Genomic DNA, 23,403 nt, shown 5'->3' on the forward strand with positions numbered 1-23,403 from the left:
CCATCGGCCGGCCCTTCACTTGGCGCCCAGCCCCATCATCGCCAGGGTGGCGCGGGTCAGGTCGCTATCTGGATCTTCCAGCTCGTTGACCAGGTCGAAATGGTTGCAGTGGGGCGTCGGGATGCGGGTGGAAGCCAGCCCCGCGGCATTCCAGGCGGCTTCGTATGCGGCCGTCTGGTTCTTGAAGCCCTGGGTCTCCAACCCGCCCACGGCCAGCAGCATCGGGCCTGCACGTTTCGGCAGATGGAAGATCGGGCTTTGGTGCGCCGCCTGCTCGGGCGTCAGCTGCAGCCAGGTGTTGGGCAGGACATCGCACAGCGGACGCAGATCGAACAGCCCGCTCAACGCCAGCGTACCCTTGATCACGTCGTCCGGCACGCCGTAGCGTGCCTGCCATTCTGGCGCCACCAGCATGCCGGCCAGATGGCCGCCCGCCGAGCTGCCGCTGACGTAGATCCTCTCAGGATCCACGCCGTAGGCCGCCACGTTGCGGTACAGCCAGGCCACGGCGGAACGCACCTCGCGCACCACCTCGCCCAAGGTGGCCTCGGGCACCAGCGTGTATTCGAGGGTAGCGACGGCGGCGCCCGCGGCATTGAAGGCCTCGGCCATCACGGGCGCGTCTTCCTTGCGCTGCGCGCGCCAGTAGCCGCCGTGGATGAACACGAACAACGGCGCCGGCGCCTGTGAGGCGGCGGGCAGGAACAGGTCCAGCCGTTCATCCTGGCCCATGCCGTAGCGCAGGTCCAGCACGCCGGGGCGGCGCGTGCGCACCCGGGCCGAGGATTCGGCATAGCGGCGCACGCAGGCGTCGAAATCCGGCACCGATTCGCGCGCGTTGTATTGCACCTCGCGCTCGGCGATGGTGGGAAAGAAGAGATCGATGTCGGTGTTATGCATGCCTGGCCTGCGATTTGGGCTGGGAAATGATGCGTTCGATGAACTGCGCGGTCTTGCGGTAGTGCGCGGCCAGCATGGCGACCGAGCCTTCCACGTCGCGCGAGATGGCGGCGTCCAGCAACTGGCGATGCTCGTCGTCGACGTTGCGTTCCGGTCCGTAGGCGGTTGCGCCGGCGCGCGCGGGACGGCGGTAGCGCTCGGTCTGCGCGTAGAGCTGGGTGGACAGGTCGAGCAGCCAATGGGAGCGGCAGGCGCCGATCAGCGCGTGGTGGAATTCCAGGTGGCGCGCCTCCAGCAGTTCGTCCAACTCTTCCGAAGGCTCGGCGGCGGCCTCGGCACGCTGCGCGGCCAGCGTCAACGCATGGTACGCGCCGACCAGGCGCGTTTCCCAGGCGTCGTCGGCGTTGGCGAGCGAACGGCGCAGCGCATCGCAATCGATTAGGATGCGGGTTTCACAGGCATCCCACATTTCCTCGACCGACAAGGGCGCGATGCTGAAGCCGCGCGAGGTGGTGCTGATGACCATGCGTTCGCTGCGCAGGCGGTTGAGCGCCTCGCGGATGGGCGAAAAGCTGCTGCCGTAGCGTTGCTTCAACAATTCCAGCCGCAAGGACTGGCCCGGCGCGAAGGCGCCGCGCATAATGTCGCGCCGCAGCAGGCGGTAGACCTGCTCGGACAGCGTGATTTCCTCAATGCCGGCGCTCCCGTCCGATCCGGGATCGTCCTGGCGGGAAGCTTTGATTCTAGGCTTCAAGATGGTCTCCAGATGTCAGCGGCCGGGGCGCGTATCCGCGCGCAGGCGGCCCATTCTACCCGCGCACTCCAGCCCTGGGCAGCGCACGCCGGCGCCCTGCCCGGGGCAATGATCCTCGACGCATGGCCTGTTCATATGCCCAGGTAGCGCTGCGCCAGCTCAGGCTGGGCGGACAGTTCCGCGGGCTGCCCCGACCAGGCCACGCGGCCCTTGTCCACGATGTAATGGCGGTCCACCAGCGTCGCCATTTCGGGCAGGTTCTTGTCGATGACCAGGATGGTCTGTCCTTCGGCCTTCAGCGCCCGCAGGCAGCGCCAGATCTCCTGGCGGATGAGCGGCGCCAGCCCCTCGGTGGCTTCGTCCAGGATCAGGAGCTTGGGATTGGTCATGAGCGCACGGCCCACCACCAACATCTGTTGCTCACCGCCCGACAGCGTCCGCGACGACTGGCCGCGGCGTTCCTTCAATCGCGGAAACAGCGTATAGACCCGCTCCAGATCCCATCCCCCCGGCGCCGCGCGCGAGGTCGCCACCAGGTTTTCCTGCACCGTCAGGGATCCGAACACGCGCCGGCCTTCGGGCACCAGTCCCACGCCCAGGCGCGCCACGCTGCTGGGCGCGGAGCGGCCCAGCGTCTGGCCGCGGAACTGCACCGCGCCGCCGGTGGCGGGCAGCATGCCCATCAGGGTCTTGATCGTGGTGGTCTTGCCCATGCCGTTGCGCCCGATCAGCGAGATCACCTCGCCCTCGCTGGCCTCGAACGACATGCCAAACAGGACCTTGCTGGAGCCATAGCCGCCCGTCAGGCCTTCAACCTTCAACATGCTCTTCTCCCAGATAGGCGGCGCGCACTTCCGGATGGCGGCGCACTTCCTCGGGCGAGCCGCTGAACACCACGCGGCCGTAGACCAGCACGCTGATGCGGTCGGCCAGCGCGAAGACCGCGTCCATGTCGTGCTCCACCAGCAAGATGCCGTAGTCGCCCTTCATGCCTTGCAGCAGCCGGGTCATGCGCGCCGATTCCTCGGGTCCCATGCCGGCCATGGGCTCGTCCAGCAGCAACAGCCGCGGCGCGCGCGCCAACGCCACCGCCAGTTCCAGCTGCCGCTTCTCGCCGTGCGCCAGATCCGCCGAGCGCACGTGGCGGCGGTCCTCCAGCCCCACATGCGTCAGCCACTGCATGGCCTCGGTCTTCAACGCCGCGTCATGGCGCGGATTGGACCAAGCCTGGAAGGCGCGGCCGCCCTTGAGCATGCGCGACAGGATCACGTTCTCCAGCGCGGTGTACTCCTGGCACAGCTCGGTGATCTGGAACGAGCGGCCCAGCCCCAGGCGGGCGCGCTCAAAGGCGCGCAGCGCGGTCACGTCCTGCCCATCCAAATGGATGGTGCCGGAGTCCGGCCGGATCTCGCCGCAGATCTGCGCGATCAAGGTGGACTTGCCCGCGCCGTTGGGGCCGATGATGGCGTGGATCTCGCCGGCGCGCACGTCCAGGTCCACGCCGTTGGTGGCCACCACCGCGTCGAAGGCCTTGCGCAGCTGCGTCAGGCGCAACAGGCTGGCGCTTGCGTCAGTCGGCATGGCGCGTCTCCAGCAGCTTTCCGAACAGGCCCTTCTGGCCCCACAGCACCACCAGCACCAGGATCGGTCCCATGTACAACAGCCAGTGCTCGGTCAGGGACGACAGCATCTGCTCCAGCCCCAGGAACACCGCCGCGCCCGCGATCGGCCCGAGCAAGGTGCCCACGCCGCCCAGGATGACGATGGCCATGAGTTCGCCGGACTTGGTCCAGGCCGCCATGTCGGGCGTCACCAGCCCGGCATAGTTGGCCCACAGCACGCCGGCCAGTCCCGTGCCTACCGCCGACAGCACGAAGGCGCTGAGCCGGTAAGGCGTGGGCGCCACGCCCAGGTTGATGGCGCGCCGCTCGCTCTGGCGCAGCGCCTGCAGCACCATGCCGAAGCGCGAGTTGGTCACGCGGATGCACAGCAGCGTCCACAAGGTCAGCAGCGCCAGGCACACGTAGTAGAAAACCATGGGGCTTTCCAGATTGATGCCAGGCAGCTCATTGCGCTGCGGAATCATCAGGCCATCGTCGCCGCCGTAGAACTGCAGCGACACCAGCACGAAGTACACCATCTGGCCGAACGCCAGGGTAATCATGATGAACTGCACGCCGCGCGTGCGCAGCGCCAGATAGCCGAACAGCCAGCCGGCCAGCGCGCACACGATGAGCGCTATCGGCCACACCACCAGCGCGGCGTTGCTGCCGGCCCAGCCGAAGATCGGCCCGGCCTCCGCCGTATGGAAAGCGATGATGCCCACCGCATAGCCGCCCAGCCCGAAGAACATGGCGTGGCCGAAGCTGACCATGGCACCGTAGCCGATCACCAGGTCCAGGCTGACCGCGGCCAGGCCGTAGATCAAAAAGCGCGTCACCACGCCGATCAGGAACGGCGAGCCCGAGGCCAGCGCCGCGGCTGGCAGCAGGATCAGCACCGCCAGGCCGCCCAGCCCCCAGCGCGCGCGGTTCGTAAGTGTGTATGCCATCTTCATCCTCGCGCCGGGAACAGCCCGCCCGGCTTGGCGATCAGCACGATCGCCATCAACACATAGATGCTGGCCGAAGCCAGGCCCGCAGCCAGCGGGTCCGCGGTGGCGGGCGAGAACATCGTCGACAACAGCTGCGGCAGGAAGGCCCGCCCCAGGCTGTCCACCATGCCCACCAGCAAGGCGCCGGCCAAGGCCCCGCGCACCGAACCGACCCCGCCGATCACGATGACCACGAAGGTGGTGATCAGGATGCGTTCGCCCATGCCGATTTCCACCGCCAGCAGCGGCGCGGCCATCACGCCGGCCAGGCCGCACAGCAAGGCGCCCAGGCCGAACACCAGCGTGTAAAGCTTGCGGATGTCTATGCCCAGCGCGTCGACCATCTCGCGATCGTCGGCGCCCGCGCGGATCAGCATGCCGATGCGCGTGCGGTTGACCAGCCACCACAGGCCCACGGCCACCAATGCGCCGATGGCGATGAACGACAGGCGGATCAGCGGATACTGGAACCCCGGCGCCAGCGTCACCGCGCCTTCCAGGAAGCTTGGGATGCCCACCAGCGGCGGACGCCGGCCAAAGATCAGGCTGACCGCTTCGTTCGAGAACAGCAGCAGGCCGAAGGTGGCCAGGACCTGGTACAGGTGATCCCGCTTGTAGAGCTTGCGTATCACCAGCACCTCGACCGAAATGCCGTACAGGCCCGCCCCCAGCAACGCCGCCAGCACACCCGCCAGGAACGAGCCGGTGGTGCCGATGGCGTAGGCCGCGCAATACGCCCCCACCATGTAGAACGAGCCGTGCGTCAGGTTGACCACGCCCATGATGCCGAAGATCAGCGTCAGTCCGGCCGCCAGCATGAATAGCATGGCGCCGAACTGCAACCCGTTGAGCAGCTGTTCAAACAGAAGCGTCATGACGGCATCTTGCAGAGTTGCGCGTAGGCGTCCTTGTCATCGGACACCAGCTTGCGGACCAGCTTCGGCGACAGGCTGCCGTCGCTGCCCTTCTCGATGCGCATCAGGTACAGGTCCTGGATCGGATGCTGGTTGGTGTTCATGCTGAATTTGCCGCGCAACGACGTGAACTCGGGCTTGCGCAGCGCGGCGCGGAACTCCGCTGCCTTGGACAGGTCGCCGCCGGTGGCCTTCAGGCCGGCGCCGATCAGCTGCGCGGTGTCGTAAGCCTGCATGGCGTAGTCCGTTGGCACGCGGCCGTAGGCGTCCTTGAACGCCTGCACGAAAGCCTTGGATTGCGCGTTGTCGAAGTCCTGCGACCAGATGCCGGTGATGTAGGCGCCGGCCGAGGCGTCGCCCGTGGCCTGGATCATGCGCGCGTCCATCGAGAAGCTGGGCATCAGCATCGGGATGCTCTTGTTCAGCCCGGCCGCCGCGTACTGCTTGACGAAGTTGATGCCGGTGCCGCCCGGATGGAACTGATAGATGGCGTCGGGCGCCAGCGAACGCAGGCGCGCCAATTCCACCGAGAAGTCCGACTGGTCGAGCTTGGTGTAGATCTCGGCGACCACCTCGCCCTTGTAGGTGCGCTTGAAGCCTTCGATCGCGTCGCGGCCCGCCTGGTAATTGGGCGCCAGCAGCACGACCTTCTTGTAGCCCAGTTCGTTGGCCGCCACGCCGCCCGCCGTATGGAAGGCATCGTTCTGGTAGGACGCGACGAAGTAATTGGGATCGCATTTTTCGCCCGCGAAGTTCGACGGGCCAGGATTCAGGCTGACGTAGAACGCGCCCGACTTCACCACGCTGGGCACGACGGCCGCCAGCACGTTGGAGAAGTTCACGCCGGTATAGAGCTTGACGCCCGATTGCAGCAGGCGGTCGGCCGCCTGCTTGGCGTTGGCGGGCTTCAGGCCGTCGTCCTCGATCACCAGCTGCACCGGCACGCCGCCCAGCTTGCCGCCGCCCTGTTTGATGGCCAGGTTGAACGCATCGCGCTCGTCCTCGCCGATGTAACCCGCCGGCGTGGACAAGGTGGCGATGAAGCCGATCTTGACCGGTTCCGCGGCATGGGCCGCCCCCATGGACGCCGCGGCGCCCAGCGCGACGGACAACGCGCCGCCCAGTATCTGTTTCTTGATCATGTTTTCCCCTTTGAGACTGCGTTGCCCGCCGCGGCGCGGCCAGGCGTTTTCTAGACGGCCACCACCGGATGGCGCAGCGTGCCGATGCCCTCCACGCACGCCACCACCACGTCGCCCGGCCACAGCCATTCCTGCGGCTTGCGGCCAGCGCCCACGCCTTCCGGCGTGCCGGTGGCGATGATGTCGCCCGGCTCCAGCGTGATGCCCGCGCTGATGTCCGAGATCAGGAACGGCACCTTGAACAGCATGTGGCGCGTGTTGGAGCCCTGCTTCTTCTCGCCGTTGACCGTCAGCCACAGATCCAGCACCTGCGGATCCGGGATCTCGTCGGCGGTCACGATGCAGGGGCCGAAGGGCGCATAGGTGTCCTGGCCCTTGGAATAGATCCACTGGCCCGCGCGGCGGCAATCACGCGCGCTCATGTCCAGCATCACGCTGTAGCCGAACACGTAGGACAGCGCATCGGCCTCGGCCACGCGCGAGGCGCGGCGGCCCATGATCACGGCCAGCTCCACTTCCCAGTCCAGTTGCTGCGTGATCTTGGCGTTGTGCTCGATGGCATCGCCCGGGCCGATGACGGTGGTGGGCGGCTTGGAAAAGATCACCGGCTGCTTGGGCAGGTCGGCCGAGGTATCCAGCGTGCGGCTGGATTCCGCCACGTGCTCCACGTAGTTCAGGCCGATGCCGAAGATGTTCTTGCGCGGACGCGGAATCGGCGCCAGCAGCTTGACGTTTTCCTGCGGCAGCGCGCTGCCCACGGGCCAGTTGCCGCGATAGGCCTCCATCAGCTTGCTGGCCTGCGCCACGGCCACGGGGCCCAGGTCGATGAAGGTCAGCATGTCGTCGGGCAGGTCCACGCCGCCGGCGCGGCCCAGCAGGGCCAGGTCGATCACATAGCCTTCGGCCAGCGCGCCCAATCGGGCAGCGGCGGTGGGATGGGCGCGAAAAGTTACCAGGCGCATAAGAACTCCATAAATTCAGGACGAGTTGAGTCAGGCGCGCGGGCCTGGCCCGCGCGGCGGAAAAAAATCCAATAGGGAACCGGTGACGCTAGATCAGCACTTGATGGCCGTCGTTTTCCTTGACCGCTTCTTCGCGGTAGAGCGCCAACGCGCGCATCACGGGCAGGTCGTTGAAGCTGAACAGGCAGGCGTCGTCGTTGGACGACAGATTGACGTGTTCATGGATGGCCCAGGACGGCACGCAGAAGATGTCGCGCTCGGTCCAGTCATAGCGTCTGCCGTCGATGATGGAATAGCCGCTGCCCTTGGCCACCTGGTAGATGAAGCTGCCGGTGTGGCGGTGGGCCTTGGTGTGTTCGCCTGGCCGCAGCAGCTGCATGCTGGCGCCTATGGTGGGCATGACCGGGCCGCCCGTGGCCGGGTTGACGTATTCGAGCAGGATGCCGTCGTAGGGGCTGCCCGCGGTGGTGCGCGCATAGCGGCGCAGCGCCTCGTAGGTGGGCTCCCATTCGTACTTGAAGAGCGGCGAATACGGCTTGGTCCAGCCGGACACTTGCGGCCTCAACGCCGCGTTGGCCCAGGCGGCGGTGGTGTCGTCCACCGGGTAGGTCACGGTCTGGTTCAGATCCGGATGCACGGCGTAGAACCCGGCTTCCATGGCGTTGACCAGCGGAATGTCCAGGCCGTCCTGCCAGATGCAGGTGGTGCCGTCCTCGGCCACGCCATGCTCGTGCCAGGTGCCGTTGGGCGTCAGCACGAAATCGTTCGCGCCCAGCGTCATCTTGTGGCCGTCGACCACGGTAAACGCGCCCCGCCCTTCCATGATGAAACGCAGCGCCGAATGCGAATGCTTGTGGGCGGAAGCGAGTTCGCCGGGCTTCATGACCTGCAGGCCCGAATACAGCCAGCCCACGGCGGCGGCCACATCGCGCCGGCCCGGGTTGTTCAGGTAGATCACGCGTCGGCCCGCCTCTTCGGGGGAAACCAGTTCAGCGGAACGCAGCACGTGGCCGCGCAGGTCCTGGTAGCGCCACACCACCGGCACCGAGACCGAGCGCGGCGCCCAGGGCTCGATCTTGTTCGCCACCGTCCACAGGGCGCCGGTCTCCAGGCGGGCCAGCTCCTTGTAGTAGGCGATGAGCTCGGGCGAGTCGGCCACATTGGCGCGGCCTATGGTGTCCTCGCGGTACGCGTCGTAGCGGTTCGCTTCCATCCCTTGCCTCTTTTTATAAAAATTTAAATATTTTCGAAAATAATAGAGGCGAGCCGGAATTCGGGCAACGAGCGCGCGCTAGGGGTTTTCCCAGGCCGGTTGAAAATTGTTGGCGCGGCACCAAACAATACTGTACAAAAACACAGTACAACGTGATACATTTCGCTCGCCCAAAAACTGTCGTCCAGGAGAATCCTGTGTCAGAAGCTGCCCATCTCGTCCAGTACATCGTCGTTCCCTACCGCGCCGCGGCCAATGGTGTTGCTCCCGGTGAAATCCGCCCCGCCAGCAGCGAGTTCGGCGCCATACGCATCGCCAACTCCATGGCGTCCAAGTTCGCCGGCGTCGCAGCCTATGAAGTGCTGATCGACAAGGAAACCGGCGACATGGAATCGCCGCGCATCCTCATGCAGATCGGGACGGTGCCGGCGCTGGACGATTGAATCCACAGCCCCCGTGTCGTCCGCAAGCGGGCGGCGCGGGGGTTCCCTGTCGCGAAAGTCAGGCTATAGATTTTCCTTGGTGGGTATGAATATTTATTAGCTTCACCGGAACAAGGATGTCCGGCAGGATGTTGTGCTTCGCGCAGCCCTCCCTTCCATCCTTGCCACCAAGCAGCAGCATGATTCGCCGACTTCCCTTGCGTTGCTCCGCCATGGCCGTGCTCTTGGCCATTGCTTGCGCCCTGATGCCCGCTGCGCGGTCGGCCGAGTCCTCCGACTGGCCCACCAAACCCGTGACGCTGGTCGTGCCTTTTCCTCCTGGCGGGGGCAATGACACCGTCGCGCGCCAGATCGCGGGCCCGGCGGGCCTAGCGCTGGGCCAGCCGCTGGTCGTGGATAACCGGCCGGGCGCCGGCGGCACCATAGGGTCCGCAACCGTGGTGCGGGCCCGCCCCGATGGCCATACCCTGCTGCTCTGCTCCACCAGCAGCCTGGTCGTGGCCACCGCGCTCTATCCCAGCTTGCCCTATCGTGTCGACGATCTGGTGCCCGTCGTCCACATCGCCAATACGCCCACGATATGGGTCGCCGATCCCGGCGCTCCCGTCTCCACGCTCAAGGAATTCATCGCCACGGCCCGGCAGGCTCCCGGCAGATACAGCTACGCCTCCGGAGGCACCAACACCATGCCCCACCTCGCTGGCCAGGAGGTCAAGGCGCGCAATGGGCTGGACATGCTGCACGTGCCTTACCGGGGTTCCACGCCCGCCTATGCGGACCTCGCCACGGGACGCGTGAACCTGATGATGGACAGCATCGTTTCGGCCTTGCCTTTTGTCGAGTCTGGCCGCGTCAAGGGCTTGGCCGTCAGCATGGCACAGCGCATGCCGCGGATTCCGTCCGTGCCGACCTTGGCCGAACAAGGCCTGGGCGACCTGGGTTTCGTGGGCTGGGTCGGCATATGCGCGCCACGGGACACGCCGCCCGCATTCATCGCCAAGATCGCCCGCAGCGTGCAGCAGGCCTTGGCCGAACCGGCGTTGCGGGAAAAGTTCGCCACGCAGATTGTGGAACCGATAGGCGCAGGCCCCGAAGCGTTTGCGCAGACGATTGAGCGCGATGCCCTGGCGTGGCGACAGATCATCGCGGCGTCCCGCGCGTCGGAACGAGATTGATGCCGCGCCCTCCGTCGTTCTCAGGACAGGTTCTTCATGCCGTCATCGACGGATCTTCCGGCACACTGTTCAAGACCTGCCGCGCGACCTCGCAGATGCAATCCACCATGGCGGTGCGCAGAGGAACCGCGGGCTGGTCAACATAAGAGGCGAAGTACGTCTGCGCCGGAAACCGCCTGGAAAATGGCAACTGCGCAAGCTTGCCTGAGTCGAGTTCATCGCGGATGAGATCGGCCGGCAAGACCGCGTATCCGGCGCCCGCGAGTACCAGGCGCAGCATGACCGACAGCGACCTCACCACGATCAGCTTGAAGCCCTGCATCTGTGGAGACGCAAAGTGGGCAGCTATCGCCGAATACAGCAGCGAATCCACCGGATAGCACAGCAGGGGAAGCTGCTTCATCTGGTCCAGCGTGGGTTCCGTGTCACAGTTGATCAGTTTCGGACTGCAGACCCAGACATAATCCAGTTCCAGCAACTTCCGGTTGACCACATTCGGCTCGTCGATGCTGCCCAGCAGCAGCCCTATGTCGAGCGCGCCGTCCAGCAGTTGCTGACGGATATCGGTGCTGGTCAACGACTGCAGGTGCACCGTAACGTCCGGCCACTGCCTGTAAAGCGTTGCCGCCATGGGTTCAAGTATGGCTTGCGCGACGGTTCCACTCATGCCGATGCTGACCTGCGTGAGCCTGACATCCGTGGTCCCAAACCTGCTGGTGAATGCTCTTGCATGAGCCAGCAATTCTTCCGCGGGCCCGAGCATTTCCGCGCCAACCGGCGTCAAACTCAGCTGCTTACCCTTTTCCCGTACAAATACTCTTACCCCCAGCTCTTCTTCGAAGGCTGCTATGCGAGCCGAGATGGCTGCCTGGGAAGCATGCAGCTCTTCCGCGGCCAATGTCATTTTCTTGAGCCTGGCGGCGCGAACAAACGTTTCCAGAAACCGGAGATTCATGCGGTGGATATCCTAAGCCTGAGACACAACCAAGTCCCCAGCCGCGCCGGGACAATCCCGGTTTGCACTGGGACGAGTTGCCAGAATCGGAATGGGGCTGGGTTTCCATGCTGCAACGCGTCATCACGCTCGCCGGATTGGCGAGCGAAGGCTGACTCTGGAGGAAAAAAGGGCTGTTAACCCGTTTCCACTCACGGCTCGCAAACGCTGGTACGGGTGTGCGAACCTGAATGCAAAGCGGGAGACGAGGCTCCCGCTCATAATCCCAAGCAATTGATTTTAACGAAATTTCCGGATTTTCCGCAGAAACTGACCCTATCAAAACTTCGTGTTTTTCCGCTCACCTCGACTTTGTAAAACTGCGCCAACCCATGTAAAACCATGGAATTTGATATTCGCAATATTCCGCATGGTTCGGTGCAACAAAATTAGCAATCGTCGCCCTCGGCCACGAGGGAATCGGGGCTTGGAACCGTCGTCCCAGTTGCTAATAATCAGTAATAAAAAATCGTTGCCGGAATAGGAAATCCGTCTCGCGCAGAGGCAAGCAAAAGTATCCAAACCGGGGCATCCAACGTTGTTCGATTGCACGCCGCTGCCGGTTTGCGAGCAAAAAACCGGACGACGCGGGCCTTACCCGCCGTCCGGCCTGGGCCTGGATATCGACGCGATCAGAAGTCCCAGATCACGGGCACCCAGCGAAACGCGTCGCCGTCGGCCGCGACACGGCCCAGGGACGGAAACGGCAGGTGGGCGGCGACCAGCAGCCCGCGGTTCTGCGCCAGCTCCTGGAACAGGCCGATGCGCACGCGCGCCGCTTCCTCGGGATCATGTTCGAAACCGTTTTGCCATTCGGGATGATCGAATGCGACCGGGAACATGGCGTCGCCGGCAAAGGTCAGCCGCTCGCCGCCCGAGACCAGGTCGACCACGCTGTGCCCCGGGGTATGGCCGCCAGTCATGCGCACGATGACGCCCGGCGCCACCTCATGGCGGTCGTCGAAGAGCCGCAGCTGGTCGCGGTATTCGTTGTAGAAGCTGGTGGCGGTGGACTTGAGCACCGCAGGCACCGGCTTGGGCATGACGGTGTGCGAAAAATCCGGCGAAGTCCAGAACGCCACTTCGGTCGCGGACACGTGGATGCGCACGTCGGGCCGCAAGCGTTCCTTGACGCCGGGGACGAGCAGCCCGCCCACGTGGTCCATGTGCATGTGCGTGATGATCACGTCGGTCACGGATTCCAGCGCGATGCCGGCGGACTCCAAGCGCTGGGGGAACATCCCGGCGCGGGGAAAGCCCGCAAACTGCCCGCCCAGTCCCGCGTCGATGAGGATGGTCTGATCACCGCTGCGGGCCACCATCACGTTCAGCGGCCAGTCGAACGCATCGGGAGGCATGAACATGTGCTCCAGCCAGACCGCGAGATCGGCGGGATCGGCATTGGTGGCCATCGTCGCGGTCGGCAGCGGCAGCACGCCATCGCTGACGACCAGCGCGTCGATGTCGCCGATCTGCAGCGCGTAGCGCGAGGGGACCAGGTCGATGGATTCAGTGTTTTCAATGGCAAACATGGCGGTATCTCCAGGAAGGTGCGCCCGTCAGGCGGTGGCGCGGATGAACGCGAGCAGATCGGCGTTGATGCGGTCTTGCAGGGTGGCGGTGAGGCCGTGCGGCGCGCCGGAGTAATAGATTTCGCTGGCGTGCTTCACCAGGCGCGCGGCCTTCTTCGCTGAATCGTGCACCGGCACGATCTGGTCGTCCTCGCCGTGCATGAACAGGGTCGGCACGTCGATCTTCTTCAGGTCCTCGGTGAAGTCGGTCTCGGAAAACGCCTTGATGCATTCATACGCGTTCTTCTGGCCGCTCTGCATGCTCCACAGCCAGAACTGGTCCAGCATGCCTTGCGAGACCTTGGCGTCCGGACGGTTGGCGCCATAGAAGGGAATCGCCAGCTCCTTGTAGAACTGCGAGCGGTCCCCCGCCACGCCAGCGCGGATGCCATCGAAGACTTCGATCGGCAGGCCCTCGGGGTTGGCGGCGGACTTGAGCATCACCGGCGGCACCGCGCCGATCAGCACCGCGCGGGCCACGCGTTTGCTGCCGTGGCGGCCGATGTAGCGCGCCACTTCGCCGCCGCCAGTGGAATGGCCGACCATGGTGATGTGCTTGAGATCGAGCGCCTCGATCAACTGCGCCAGGTCGTCGGCATAGCCGTTCATGTCATTGCCGGCTGACGGCTGCGACGAACGGCCATGGCCCCGGCGATCGTGCGCGATGACGCGAAAGCCATTGCGCGCCAGGTGGTGCATCTGCCCATCCCAGGCGTCCGCGTTCAGCGGCCATCCATGCGAGAAGGTAACGACGGGGCCCTCGCCCCAGTCCTTGAAGTAGATCTGCGTACCGTCGTTGGTGGTGAAGGTATTGCGGGTCATGGTCGTGCTCCGGTTGGATTGCGCGTTGCTCTGCGCGGCTGCTTCTGCGCGGATGGCAAATGCCCCCGCCGCCAGGACGGCACTGCCGGCGAGAAGACTGCGGCGGGCCGGGTCATGCGAGTCGTTCACGGGAACTCCTGTGTCGGGAAAGTGAGTGATGGCATGGTAGGTATGGGACTTCGTGCGCGGTAGGCACGCGGCGGGAAGCACGCTGTTGTGCGACGCGCACCAATGCGCACCGGTGCACCCGCAACGTGGCCGCGACGCACGCACCGCGGGCTGGGGCCGCGCTGGCCGCGCCAACTCGGAAGGGAAAGGGACGATTGTTGTCGCGCCGGCAACACCATGCGTCCTTGCATGGCCCTACCGCGTCACGCGCGGTGCTCTTAGGATGCCCTCACCCACATTGCCGGCGCCGCCACCTCTGACGCGCAGCCGCGCGCCGACCGGGGGCCGACATCATGCATCTGGGAAAATCCTATCGCCTGGGCGAGTTCGTCATCTGGACCCGAAGGAAGATCTACGTCCTGCTGGCGCTGGGCCTGGCGCCTGTGCTGCTCCATCAGCTTGCCGGGCTGACATGGCTGACGCTGCCCTTGTCGGTGGTGTCGCTGCTGGGCACCGCCACCACCTTTGTGGTCGGTTTCAAGAACGTGCAGACCTATGCGCGCACGGTCGAAGCGCAGAAGATCTGGATGAGCATCGTCAGCGCCAGCCGCTACTGGGGCATCATCAGCCGCAGCTACGCCGGCGATGACCAGCGCGGCGCGGCAATGGTGCAGCAGCACCTGGCCTGGTTGACGGCGCTTCGTTACCAATTGCGCGAAGCGCGCGTATGGGAGACCGTCGGCAGCCGCCCCAATGCCGAGTACCGCAGGCAGTATGTAATTCCGGAGCGCGCCGAGCCCCTGGAATCCGCGCTGTCGCGCTATCTGCCGCCGCAGGACGTCGCGGCCTTGATGCAGGCCGACGACAAAGCCGCGCAGCTGCTTGCCATGCAGGGCCGGGCGGCCCGCGGGCTGTTGGATGCGGGCGCCATCACCGCAGCCGAATGCGCCGAACTCAACAGCCGCATCCGGGAACTCCTCGATCTCCAGGGGCAGGCGGAGCGCATCAAGAATTTCCCGTATCCGCGCCAGTACGCCATCATCAACACCCTGTTCGTGCGCTCCTTCTGCGTGGCGTTGCCATTCGGCCTGACCGGCCAGTTCGCCCAGATCGGCCAGGATATCGGCGGCTACATGCAAGGCCAGATGACGTGGCTGGCGGTGCCTTTCAGCGTGATCATCTCGTGGATCTACACCTCGCTGGAGCAGGTAGGCGAAAGCACGGAGAACCCCTTCGAGGGCAGCGCGAACGATGTGCCCATCAGCCGCCTGAGCGCCATGATTGAAAGGGACCTGAAGCAGATGGCGGGCAGCGCCGACCTGCCCGCCCTGCCCACGTCGGTGATCGTGCTGTAGGAAACAGGGCCCATGGCACGCCGCCCGCCAGAGGCCTTTCGACGCTTGTCCTGACCGGGCTGCTACGGCAAAATACGCTGCCCTCCCGCTTCCCTTTCCCCTGGCGTTGGCCCACTTCATGACCGGCTCCGTGACCCTGTTCGACCGCCATCGCCCCCGCCTCTACGCGATCGCCTACCGCATGCTGGGCTCGGTGGCCGAAGCGGAAGACGTGGTGCAGGACGCCTGGCTGCGCTGGCATGGCGCCGAGCGCGCCAGCGTGGAGAACCCCGAGGCTTGGCTCGTCACCGTCACCACCCGCCTGTCCATCGACCGCCTGCGCGCCGCCCGTGCCGAGCGGGAAAATTACGTGGGCGTCTGGCTGCCGGAGCCGATGCTGATGGCAACGCCGTCCACGCCTGAACAGATCCATGAATTGGCCGACGATGTTTCGGTGGCGTTTCTGTTCATGCTGGAGCGCCTGTCGCCGGACGCCCGCGCGGCCTTCCTGATGCGCGACGTGTTCGACGCCGAATACGACGACATCGCGCAGACCCTCAACAAGACCCAGGCCGCGGTGCGCCAGCTGGTGCGGCGGGCCAGGCTGCAGTTGCGCCAGGGCGCCCCGCGCGAGGCCGTGCCGCGCGCCACGCTGCAGCGGCTGCTGCAGGCCTTCGCCGACGCGATGAACCGCAGCGACTTCCACGGCTTGCACGCGCTGCTGAGCGACGACGCCGAGCTCATCGGCGACGGCGGCGACAAGGTCAGCGCCTTTGCCAGCCTGGTGGGCGGCAAGCGGCTGGCGCAGCTGTTCTACGCCGGCAAGCGCCGCTACCGCGACGCGCTGCGCACCGAGGTGGTCCAGGTAAACGGGCAATGGACGCTGCTGCGTTTCATCGACGACCACCTTGAATCCGTGCAGTCCTACGAAACGGACGGCAAGCGCCTGACGCGGGTCCTGGTGCAGCGCAATCCGGACAAGCTGGCGCGCATCGCCGCCGCCCTGGCGCGGCGCTGAGGCCCGCTGCGCCCCCGTTGGTGCACGACAGGCAACATGGTGGTCCCTTGCACGGGCCTACCGCCGCGCCGCGCGCGCTTCTACGATGGACCTGTCACCAATCCACTCAGGACAGGCCATGCAGAAACTCACGAAACTCGCGTTGTCTTTCATCGCCGCCGGCGCGCTACTGGGCCAGCCCGCCCATGCCGCATCGCACCACGGCGCGCCTGCCGGCAAGCCGGCCGATCCCATCGTCACCGAAGTGATGAGTAAGGACCTGCCCGACATTCCCGGCCGGGATGCGGTGATGCTCGTCGTCGACTACCCGCCCGGGGCCGCCGACCCCTTGCACCGCCATGACGCTTCGGCCTTCGTCTACGTGCTGGAGGGCAGCATCGTCATGCAGGTCAAGGGAGGCAAGGAAGTGACGCTGACCCCGGGCCAGACCTTCTACGAAGGGCCGGACGATATCCACACCGTGGGCCGCAACGCCAGCCAGACCCAGCCGGCCAAGTTCGTGGTCGTGCTGATCAAGAAAAAGGGCGCTCCTGCCCTGATCCCGATCCAATAAGGGACAGGCTTTCGCCCCATCCTGGCCAGCCCCGGGCGCCTCGCGCCCGGGGCTGGCCATTTTTTTTCGGGGTAGCGTCACAAAATCGTCCAGCGCAACGTCTTAGCGGGTAGGATCAACCAACTAGCGGCGCTGCCACCATGCCTACCCCTATCCCCGCCTCCCCGGTTACCCCTCCCGCGAACGGCCCGGACTCCCTGGCCGACAGTTTCGCCACCAGCTATGCCGGCGTCATGGCCTTCCTGGCCGTCGCCGCCGAGGGCAACTTCGCCAAGGCCGGCGACCGGCTGGGCATAGGGCGTTCGGCGGTCAGCCGCAGCGTACAGAAGCTCGAAGACCAGCTGGGCGTGCGGCTCTTCGTGCGCACCACGCGCAGCACCTCGCTCACGGCGGAGGGGCAGCGCTTCTATGAACAATGCCATCCTGGCGTGGAACGGATCATCCAGGCCCTGGACGATATGCGTGAGCTGCGCGAGGGCCCGCCTTCCGGCTTGGTGCGCGTCTGCTCCACCGTGGGTTTTGGCCGCAAGGTCGTGGCGCCCCTGCTGAAGGAGTTCCGACTGGCCCATCCGAACATCTCGGTGGAGCTGCTGCTGGATGACGGCCCGACCGACTTCACCACGGATCGCGTCGACGTGTCGTTTCGCAATGGCCGCATGGAAGACAGCCAGGTGATCGCCAAGAAAATCATCCCTATGCAAATGATGCTGTGCGCCTCGCCCGACTATGCCGCCCGGCACGGGCTACCGCGGGACGTGGATGAACTCTCCGGCCACAGCTGCGTGAATTTTCTGCTGGCTTCGGGCCGCGTATACGAATGGGAGTTCAAGGTCGGCGGCCATCTGCGCAAGTTCGCGCCGCCCGCCATGCTCACCTTCAACGATGCCGACCTGGTGCTGCAGGCGGTGCTGGACGGCCATGGCATCGCGCAGATGGCGGCCTATCAGGTCTGCGAACATCTGCGCGCGGGTACGCTGGTCGCCTGCCTGCCGCAGCATGCCCCCGACGACCGGGGACACTATCTGTGCTTTCTCAGCCGCCAGCACCTGCCGGCGCGCATGCGGGTGTTCATCGATTTCATGACGGAACGCATCCGCGCGCTGGATCTGCACAGCATCGACAGCCTGCTGTTGAAGCAGGCCTGAACGCTACTGAGTCAGGGCCACCACGCTCCGGATCCCGCCCTGGGCCATCTTGGCGTACGGACACAGGCGTTCGGTGTTGCGCACCAGCTCTTCGGCGATGGGCTTGGGCACGCCGGGCAGGTGGATGTTGACGTCCGCGGTCAGGGCAAAAAAGCCGTCGACGGGGTCGCGACCGAACGAGATGGTGGCGGTCACGGAAGCGTCCGGAATGGCCAGGCCGGCACGTTCGGCCAGCATGCTGAGCGCACCGTGAAAGCACGCCGCATAGCCGGCGGCGAATAGCTGTTCGGGGTTGGTGCCCCCGCCCGTGCCGCCCAGTTCCACTGGCAGGCGCAGTTCCACGATCAGCTCGCCATCGTCCGAAATAGCCATGCCGGAAGCCCGCCCATGAGCGGCCTCCCCGCCACGCACCGTCACGCTGGTGGTGTACAGAGGATGGAAATCCCCGCCTCGGTACTTTTCCAGGAGGCTCTGGGAAGGAGGCCGCAGTTTGCTCATGAAGGTCCTTGTATCCGCCGCTACTTTCTTGCGCCCGAACGGCTGAACCAGGTTTCGAAGTCGATCTGGCCCAGGCGTGGGCCCGCGCCCGGAACCAGCGTGTCGTCGTCGAGCAGCGCGCCGAAATAGCGCGCGCCGGCGTCTGCCTGCACGCTGCGCGTGTCGCCGATCCTGGCCATGTAGCGCTGCGCCAGCTCGGCCAGGCGCACCCGCTCGGGGCCGGCGATTTCCACGATGCCGTTCACCGGCGGCGCCAGCGTCGCATCGGCCATGGCCAGGGCGACGTCGTCCGACGCAATGGGCTGGACGTAGGCCGGCGACAGCCGCACTTCCGCCCCTTCGGTCCCCGACTGCACGATACCGCCCAGGAATTCGAAGAACTGGGTGCTATGCACGATGGTGTACGGGATTCCAGCAGCCACGATCAGCGCTTCCTGCGCGATCTTGCCGCGGAAGTAGCCGCTTTCGGCCAGACGTTGCGTGCCGACCACCGACAGCGCGACGTGATGGCGCACGCCGGCGCGCGCCTCCGCGGCCAGCAGATTGCGCCCCGAGGTCTGGAAGAACTCCAGCACGGCCCGGTCTTCGAACGATGGCGAGTTGGCGACATCGACCACCGTATCGACGCCGGCGAGCGCGGCGTCCAGGCCCTCGCCGGTCATGGTGTTGACGCCGGTGGCGGGGGACGCGGCAATCGCCTGATGGCCGCGCTCGACCAGCAGTTTGACAAGTTTGGAGCCTATCAGGCCCGTGCCGCCAATAACCAGGATTTTCATGATGGTTCCTTAGTTGAACTTGGCCTTATCCAGGCCATATGCCTTGTCGGCCGAACCGGGCACGGTGCGGAAACCCACATTCAGGCGGTTCCAGCCATTGATCGCCATGACGGCGAAGCTGAGGTCCGAGATTTCCTTTTCGGACAGTTGCGTGCGGACACGTTCATAGATCTCGTCCGGCACGCCCTGCGCGCCCAGCGTGGTCAGCGCTTCGGTCCAGGCCAGGCAGGCACGCTCGCGCGGCGAGAACTCGCCGGATTCGCGCCAGATCGCCACATGATGCAGGCGCAGTTCGCCTTCGCCGTGGATCTTGGCATCCTTCACATGCATGTCCAGGCAGAAGCCGCAGCCGTTGATCTGGGAGGCGCGGATTTCGACCAGGCGCAGGATCGATTGTTCGATCGCCCCGGACTTCAGGAGCATGCCGAACTCGACGAATTTCTTGAACAGTTCGGGCGATTGCGCAAAGGCATTCAGGCGTTGACTCATGGTGACTCCTTCGATGGGTTGAACGACGGCCAAATCGTAGGTCTGCCCGCAAAACGGCAGTAGGCCCGCGGAGGGGACCATGATGTTGCCGCGGCGGCAACAATCGTCAGCGCGCGCTGACGGCCATGTTCAGGTTCAGGATTTCGGTTCGACCCCGAGTTGTTTCATGGCCCGGCCGATGGCCTGGGGCGCGTAATCGTCCCAAGGCTCGTTGCCCGCATCCAGGCGGGTGTGGATGTTGGCGATGGTCCATTGCGTCGAGCCTTTCAGCCCGTCCAGTTCGTCCCAGCGGACGGGTACGGACACGCCCAGGCCGGGCCGGGCGCGGGCCGACCAGGCCGCCACCGTGGTGGCGCCGAAACCGTTGCGCAGGTAATCGGCGAATATTTTGCCCACGCGGTTCTTGGGCCCGCTCTTGGCGACGAACAGCTTCGGCAGCGTTTGCGCCAGATGGCGCACCATGGCTTCGGAAAAGTCCTTCACGGCGTCCCAGCCGTACTGCTTGCGGATCGGCACGACCACATGCAGGCCCTTGCCGCCGCTGGTCTTCAGCCAGCCGCGCAGGCCGAGCTCCTGCAGCAGCACGCGCACCAGTTCCGCGCCCTGCTGCACCGCCGGCCAATCCACCCCTACTCCGGGGTCCAGGTCGAACAGCATCCGGTCCGGCTTGGTGATCGAGGTCTTGATCGCATTCCAGGTATGGAACTCGACCACGTTCAGCTGGGCGGCAGCGAGTATCGCTGCTTCGTTCGAGATTTCCATGAGCGGCGGATGTTCGGGATACAGGCGTTCAGGCAGCGCCAGCACCCCCGGGATGGGGGATTCCGAATGCCGCTGGAAGAAGTGCTGGCCCTGGATCCCCGCGGGCGCCCTGACGAACGAAACCGGGCGGCCGCGCAGGTGCGGCATCATCAGAGGCGCCACCAACCCGTAATAGCGCGCCAGGTCGAGCTTGGTCGCTCCCGAAGAGGGATCGATGACGCGGTCGGGGTTGGACAGCCTCATCCCCTTCGGAGGCGTAGCAGCGCCCTGTTTCATGGCCTTGGCGGGGCGTTCGCGGGTGGATATCTTCTCAGCCGGCATGGCAACCTCGCGCGTGATCTTCTTGGGTGATTTGTCGGTTCGCAGCCCGCGGAAGGTCGAATGGCGCACATGGCCGTCGCCAGTCCATTCGCCGAACGAAACCTCACCCACCAGCGTAGGCTGGACCCAGTGGACCTGCTTGAGGGCGCGCGGCTTGCCTTGGGTCAACGCGCTAGCTTTTTGTTCGATGCTGGCCAGCTTGCGATGCAGGTCCTGCAGCGTCCTGTCGTCGAAACCCGTGCCCACGTTGCCGGCGTAGCGCAGCCCGCCGCCCGGCTCATGCACCGCCAGCAGCAGCGCGCCAAAGCCCTTGCGGCTGCCCTTGGGCTCGGTGTAGCCCACGATGACGAACTCCTGGCGTTTGGTGCACTTGAGCTTGATCCAGTCGTCCGTGCGGCGCGACACATAGGGCGCGGACAGGCGCTTGCCGATGATTCCCTCCAGGCCCAGCTTGCAGGCCGAAGCGACCAGGTCTGCTGGCGACTTTTCGAAGGCCTCGCTGAACTTCAGATGCTTGCCCTTGCTCGTGGCGATGATCCGCCGCAGCAGATCCCGCCGCAGCCTGAGCGGCTCGTCGCGCAAATCGCGCCCCGTGACGTAGGGCAGGTCAAAGGCATACAAGACTATATCCGCCGTGCTCGCGGCATCGAAGGCGTTCTGCAAGGCCTGGAAGCTGGGCACGCCTTCGGGCGTCAGCACCACGATCTCGCCATCGATCCAGGCATTGGCGATCTGCAATGCCGCCAGCTCCTGGGCCAACCGCGGCATTTTGGCTGTCCAATCGTGGCCGTTGCGCGTGTACAGCTTCGCTCGACCCTCCTCCAGCCTGGCCAGGATCCGGTAGCCATCGAACTTCATTTCGTAGGACCAGTCGTCCGCGCCCCGTGGCACGCCCTCGACCAGGGTAGCCAGCTGCGGCTTGAGCGATGCAGGCAAGGCAGCGGCCTTGCCCGGCAAGGCCGTGACGGCTTCTGCGGCTTTCGCAGCGGCGCGGGCTTGCGGTTTGCTGCGCGCAGCCGCCTTCTTCTTCGTCCGCAGCGGCACCACGCTGTCCGGCATCTCATCCACGACGCTGAAATCCTGGTCTGGCCGCGCGTACTCGTCGTTTTCCTTGATCAGCAGCCAGGGCGGCTGGCGCTCGCTCTCTTTGCCCTTCATGCGGATCAGCGCCCAGCGCCCGCGCAGCTTCACGCCTTCGAGCGTGAACTTCAGATGGCCTGTCTTGTATCCCTTGCGCGGATCGCCTATGGGCGTCCAGCGCCCCTCGTCCCAGATGATCACCTTGCCGGCCCCATATTGCCCCTTTGGGATGGTGCCTTCGAACTGGTTGTACGCGATGGGATGGTCTTCGACCTGCACCGCCATGCGCTTGACGGAGGGATCGAACGACGGCCCTTTCGGCACCGCCCAGCTTTTCATCGCGCCATCCAGTTCCAGGCGGAAGTCATAGTGCAGACGGCTGGCCCAGTGCTTTTGCATGACGAACACCAGGCCGGCGCCGCCTGACTCGCCGCCTTCCGCCGGTTCCGGCGTGACGGCGAAATTGCGCTTCTCGCGGTATTTTTTCAGACTGTCCGCCATCGCTACGCCGCCTTTTTCGCCTGCCTGGCGCTCTTGGCGGCCTTCTTCGCGGGCGCCTTCTTCACCGCGGAGCTACGCGGCGCGGCTTTCTTCGCGGGCTTGGCACGCCCCTTGGACTCTCCGCCTCGCAGGCTGCGCTGCAGCAGCTCGGTCAGATCGATCACGTTATCCGCATACGCCGGCGCTTCCTCCTGCGGCTCGACCACGGTTTCCGTCTTGCCCGCCTTTACCTTCTTTTCCACCAGCCCCATGATGGCCGCCTTGAATTCGTCCTGGTAATCGGCCGGGTCCCACTGCGCCGACATCTCGTCCACCAGCATCTTGGCCATCTTCAATTCGGCCGCGCTGGGCGACATGCTCTTGGCGCCGGCCTTGGGTAGATCCAGATCCTCCACGGATTTCACGTCGTCGCCCCAACGCATCAGGTTCAGGACCAGCGCGTCGCCCATCGGAATCAATGCCGCCAGATGCTGCTTGGTCTGTATCACGACCTTCGCGATGCCGATCTTGCCGCTTTTCACCAGCGTGTCGCGCAGCAACGCGTAGACCTTCTGCCCCTTGTTGATCGGCGCGACATAGTAGGGGCGTTCCAGATAGACGAACGAGACTTCGGCCGCCTCGACGAATTGCTGGATTTCGATGGTCTGGGTCGTGCGCGGATAGGCCGCTGCGATTTCATCGGACGAGATGATGACGTACTGGCCGTCCTCGTACTCGACCCCTTTGACGATGTCCTTGGATTCGATCTCCTTGCCCGTGCGCTTGTTGATGCGCTTGTAGCCGACAGGGTCCATCGACCTACGGTCCAGCCAGTCGAAATCCACGCCCGATTCCGTCGTGGCCGTATGCAGGCCAACGGGGATATGAACCAGGCCGAAGGTGATCGCGCCTTTCCAGATGGTTCGCGTGGCCATGAGCATTCTCCCAGTGATGGGCACGCGGCCTCGCCTGCGGGCCCAAACGAGCCGCCAGGGTTCCGGCGGGGGAACGCTGTGCAGCAAATTCCGTGCCCGAGGCCTCGGTCGCGCCCGTCCAGTTGTCTCTGGATTATGGCCTCAGAGCGGCATGGCTGGGAACCATGCCGCCCGATCCCGCGTTCAACGATAGAAGCTTGCCTTGGTTACAGACGTGGAATTTACGCGCCCGCCTTGCGGCCCGGGAATCGCCGGTTTCTTGCCGTTTGCGCCGCCGCTGACTGCGTGGGTTTCCTCGGCGCTCAAGGGGCGGATCTGATCCCCGGCAGCCTGCTGCCGGTTCGGTTGCTCCGTTTTCTTCATGCCGTTCTCCTGCTGTGTGCTGACGAAGGAAGCCGCGCCAGCGTCGGCCAAGCGTCAG

At 65.3% G+C, this 23,403-nt stretch carries 24 protein-coding genes; 6 read left to right on the forward strand and 18 right to left on the reverse strand.

Annotated elements, in window-relative coordinates; all coding sequences use genetic code 11:
• Positions 1 to 15: 15 nt before the first annotated feature.
• From BRO63_RS00960 to BRO63_RS01000, 9 genes are all read right to left on the reverse strand, one after another.
• Positions 16 to 900 (reverse strand): alpha/beta hydrolase, encoded by an 885-nt coding sequence (locus BRO63_RS00960; RefSeq protein ID WP_088138115.1) that lies wholly within the window; start codon positions 898 to 900, stop codon positions 16 to 18.
• Positions 893 to 1,654, reverse strand: coding sequence for a GntR family transcriptional regulator (locus tag BRO63_RS00965; protein ID WP_088138116.1), 762 nt, complete (start codon positions 1,652 to 1,654; stop codon positions 893 to 895). The genes BRO63_RS00960 and BRO63_RS00965 overlap by 8 nt, the downstream gene beginning before the upstream one ends.
• 131 nt (positions 1,655 to 1,785) lie before the next feature.
• Complete coding sequence (locus BRO63_RS00970) at positions 1,786 to 2,478, reverse strand: ABC transporter ATP-binding protein (RefSeq protein WP_088138117.1); 693 nt, start codon at positions 2,476 to 2,478, stop codon at positions 1,786 to 1,788.
• Positions 2,465 to 3,235 carry an ABC transporter ATP-binding protein gene (locus BRO63_RS00975; RefSeq protein WP_088138118.1) on the reverse strand — a complete coding sequence of 257 codons (771 nt, stop codon included), beginning with the start codon at positions 3,233 to 3,235 and terminating at the stop codon, positions 2,465 to 2,467. Before BRO63_RS00975 ends, BRO63_RS00970 begins: the two co-directional genes overlap by 14 nt.
• The gene (locus tag BRO63_RS00980; protein WP_043544628.1) at positions 3,225 to 4,211 is read right to left on the reverse strand and encodes a branched-chain amino acid ABC transporter permease; all 987 of its coding nucleotides are present in this window, start codon (positions 4,209 to 4,211) and stop codon (positions 3,225 to 3,227) included. The genes BRO63_RS00975 and BRO63_RS00980 overlap by 11 nt, the downstream gene beginning before the upstream one ends.
• Complete coding sequence (locus tag BRO63_RS00985) at positions 4,208 to 5,122, reverse strand: branched-chain amino acid ABC transporter permease (protein WP_088138119.1); 915 nt, start codon at positions 5,120 to 5,122, stop codon at positions 4,208 to 4,210. Before BRO63_RS00985 ends, BRO63_RS00980 begins: the two co-directional genes overlap by 4 nt.
• Positions 5,119 to 6,303, reverse strand: coding sequence for an ABC transporter substrate-binding protein (locus BRO63_RS00990; protein ID WP_054455062.1), 1,185 nt, complete (start codon positions 6,301 to 6,303; stop codon positions 5,119 to 5,121). The genes BRO63_RS00985 and BRO63_RS00990 overlap by 4 nt, the downstream gene beginning before the upstream one ends.
• A gap of 50 nt (positions 6,304 to 6,353) precedes the next feature.
• A complete protein-coding gene (locus tag BRO63_RS00995) occupies positions 6,354 to 7,265 on the reverse strand; it encodes a fumarylacetoacetate hydrolase family protein (protein ID WP_088138120.1) in 912 nt (303 codons plus the stop codon).
• Between the two features lie 88 nt (positions 7,266 to 7,353).
• Positions 7,354 to 8,478 carry a cupin domain-containing protein gene (locus BRO63_RS01000; RefSeq protein ID WP_088138121.1) on the reverse strand — a complete coding sequence of 375 codons (1,125 nt, stop codon included), beginning with the start codon at positions 8,476 to 8,478 and terminating at the stop codon, positions 7,354 to 7,356.
• Between the two features lie 197 nt (positions 8,479 to 8,675).
• Between BRO63_RS01000 and BRO63_RS01005 the strand changes: the two genes are divergently transcribed.
• Positions 8,676 to 8,921, forward strand: coding sequence for a hypothetical protein (locus BRO63_RS01005; protein ID WP_013391206.1), 246 nt, complete (start codon positions 8,676 to 8,678; stop codon positions 8,919 to 8,921).
• 179 nt (positions 8,922 to 9,100) lie between these two features.
• Entirely contained in the window at positions 9,101 to 10,096 is a 996-nt protein-coding gene (locus BRO63_RS01010) for a Bug family tripartite tricarboxylate transporter substrate binding protein (protein ID WP_256942891.1), read from the forward strand.
• Positions 10,097 to 10,130: 34 nt separating this feature from the next.
• On the opposite strand, the gene BRO63_RS01015 is transcribed toward BRO63_RS01010, so the two are convergent.
• The 3 genes from BRO63_RS01015 to BRO63_RS01025 all read right to left on the reverse strand — a co-directional run bounded on the left by BRO63_RS01015 (position 10,131) and on the right by BRO63_RS01025 (position 13,483).
• Positions 10,131 to 11,051: a LysR family transcriptional regulator gene (locus BRO63_RS01015; protein ID WP_088138123.1), complete on the reverse strand. Its 921-nt coding sequence runs from the start codon at positions 11,049 to 11,051 to the stop codon at positions 10,131 to 10,133.
• Between the two features lie 671 nt (positions 11,052 to 11,722).
• Positions 11,723 to 12,622: an MBL fold metallo-hydrolase gene (locus BRO63_RS01020; protein ID WP_088138124.1), complete on the reverse strand. Its 900-nt coding sequence runs from the start codon at positions 12,620 to 12,622 to the stop codon at positions 11,723 to 11,725.
• A gap of 27 nt (positions 12,623 to 12,649) precedes the next feature.
• Positions 12,650 to 13,483 (reverse strand): alpha/beta fold hydrolase, encoded by an 834-nt coding sequence (locus BRO63_RS01025; protein ID WP_256943217.1) that lies wholly within the window; start codon positions 13,481 to 13,483, stop codon positions 12,650 to 12,652.
• A 461-nt stretch (positions 13,484 to 13,944) separates the two neighbouring features.
• Between BRO63_RS01025 and BRO63_RS01030 the strand changes: the two genes are divergently transcribed.
• From BRO63_RS01030 to BRO63_RS01045, 4 genes are all read left to right on the forward strand, one after another.
• Positions 13,945 to 14,946 carry a bestrophin family protein gene (locus tag BRO63_RS01030; protein ID WP_088138126.1) on the forward strand — a complete coding sequence of 334 codons (1,002 nt, stop codon included), beginning with the start codon at positions 13,945 to 13,947 and terminating at the stop codon, positions 14,944 to 14,946.
• Between the two features lie 118 nt (positions 14,947 to 15,064).
• Positions 15,065 to 15,943 (forward strand): RNA polymerase sigma-70 factor, encoded by an 879-nt coding sequence (locus tag BRO63_RS01035; protein ID WP_088138127.1) that lies wholly within the window; start codon positions 15,065 to 15,067, stop codon positions 15,941 to 15,943.
• Between the two features lie 118 nt (positions 15,944 to 16,061).
• Complete coding sequence (locus BRO63_RS01040) at positions 16,062 to 16,496, forward strand: cupin domain-containing protein (RefSeq protein ID WP_088138128.1); 435 nt, start codon at positions 16,062 to 16,064, stop codon at positions 16,494 to 16,496.
• Positions 16,497 to 16,636: 140 nt separating this feature from the next.
• Positions 16,637 to 17,641 (forward strand): LysR family transcriptional regulator, encoded by a 1,005-nt coding sequence (locus tag BRO63_RS01045; RefSeq protein WP_088138129.1) that lies wholly within the window; start codon positions 16,637 to 16,639, stop codon positions 17,639 to 17,641.
• Between the two features lie 3 nt (positions 17,642 to 17,644).
• Here BRO63_RS01045 and BRO63_RS01050 read toward each other — a convergent pair whose 3' ends face one another.
• The 6 genes from BRO63_RS01050 to BRO63_RS33865 form a co-directional block, all read right to left on the reverse strand.
• Positions 17,645 to 18,139: an Ohr family peroxiredoxin gene (locus BRO63_RS01050; RefSeq protein ID WP_088138130.1), complete on the reverse strand. Its 495-nt coding sequence runs from the start codon at positions 18,137 to 18,139 to the stop codon at positions 17,645 to 17,647.
• Positions 18,140 to 18,159: 20 nt separating this feature from the next.
• Positions 18,160 to 18,915, reverse strand: a complete 756-nt coding sequence (locus BRO63_RS01055; RefSeq protein WP_088138131.1) for an SDR family oxidoreductase — start codon at positions 18,913 to 18,915, stop codon at positions 18,160 to 18,162.
• A 9-nt stretch (positions 18,916 to 18,924) separates the two neighbouring features.
• Positions 18,925 to 19,404 carry a carboxymuconolactone decarboxylase family protein gene (locus BRO63_RS01060; protein ID WP_088138132.1) on the reverse strand — a complete coding sequence of 160 codons (480 nt, stop codon included), beginning with the start codon at positions 19,402 to 19,404 and terminating at the stop codon, positions 18,925 to 18,927.
• A 135-nt stretch (positions 19,405 to 19,539) separates the two neighbouring features.
• Positions 19,540 to 22,068, reverse strand: a complete 2,529-nt coding sequence (ligD, locus tag BRO63_RS01065) for a DNA ligase D (protein ID WP_088138133.1) — start codon at positions 22,066 to 22,068, stop codon at positions 19,540 to 19,542.
• Between the two features lie 2 nt (positions 22,069 to 22,070).
• Positions 22,071 to 22,982, reverse strand: a complete 912-nt coding sequence (gene ku / locus BRO63_RS01070) for a non-homologous end joining protein Ku (protein WP_088138176.1) — start codon at positions 22,980 to 22,982, stop codon at positions 22,071 to 22,073.
• Between the two features lie 183 nt (positions 22,983 to 23,165).
• Positions 23,166 to 23,345 carry a hypothetical protein gene (locus tag BRO63_RS33865; RefSeq protein ID WP_143219436.1) on the reverse strand — a complete coding sequence of 60 codons (180 nt, stop codon included), beginning with the start codon at positions 23,343 to 23,345 and terminating at the stop codon, positions 23,166 to 23,168.
• Positions 23,346 to 23,403: the final 58 nt, after the last annotated feature.

The sequence above is a fragment of the Achromobacter xylosoxidans genome (assembly GCF_002192695.1).
Lineage (GTDB): Bacteria > Pseudomonadota > Gammaproteobacteria > Burkholderiales > Burkholderiaceae_B > Achromobacter > Achromobacter xylosoxidans_C.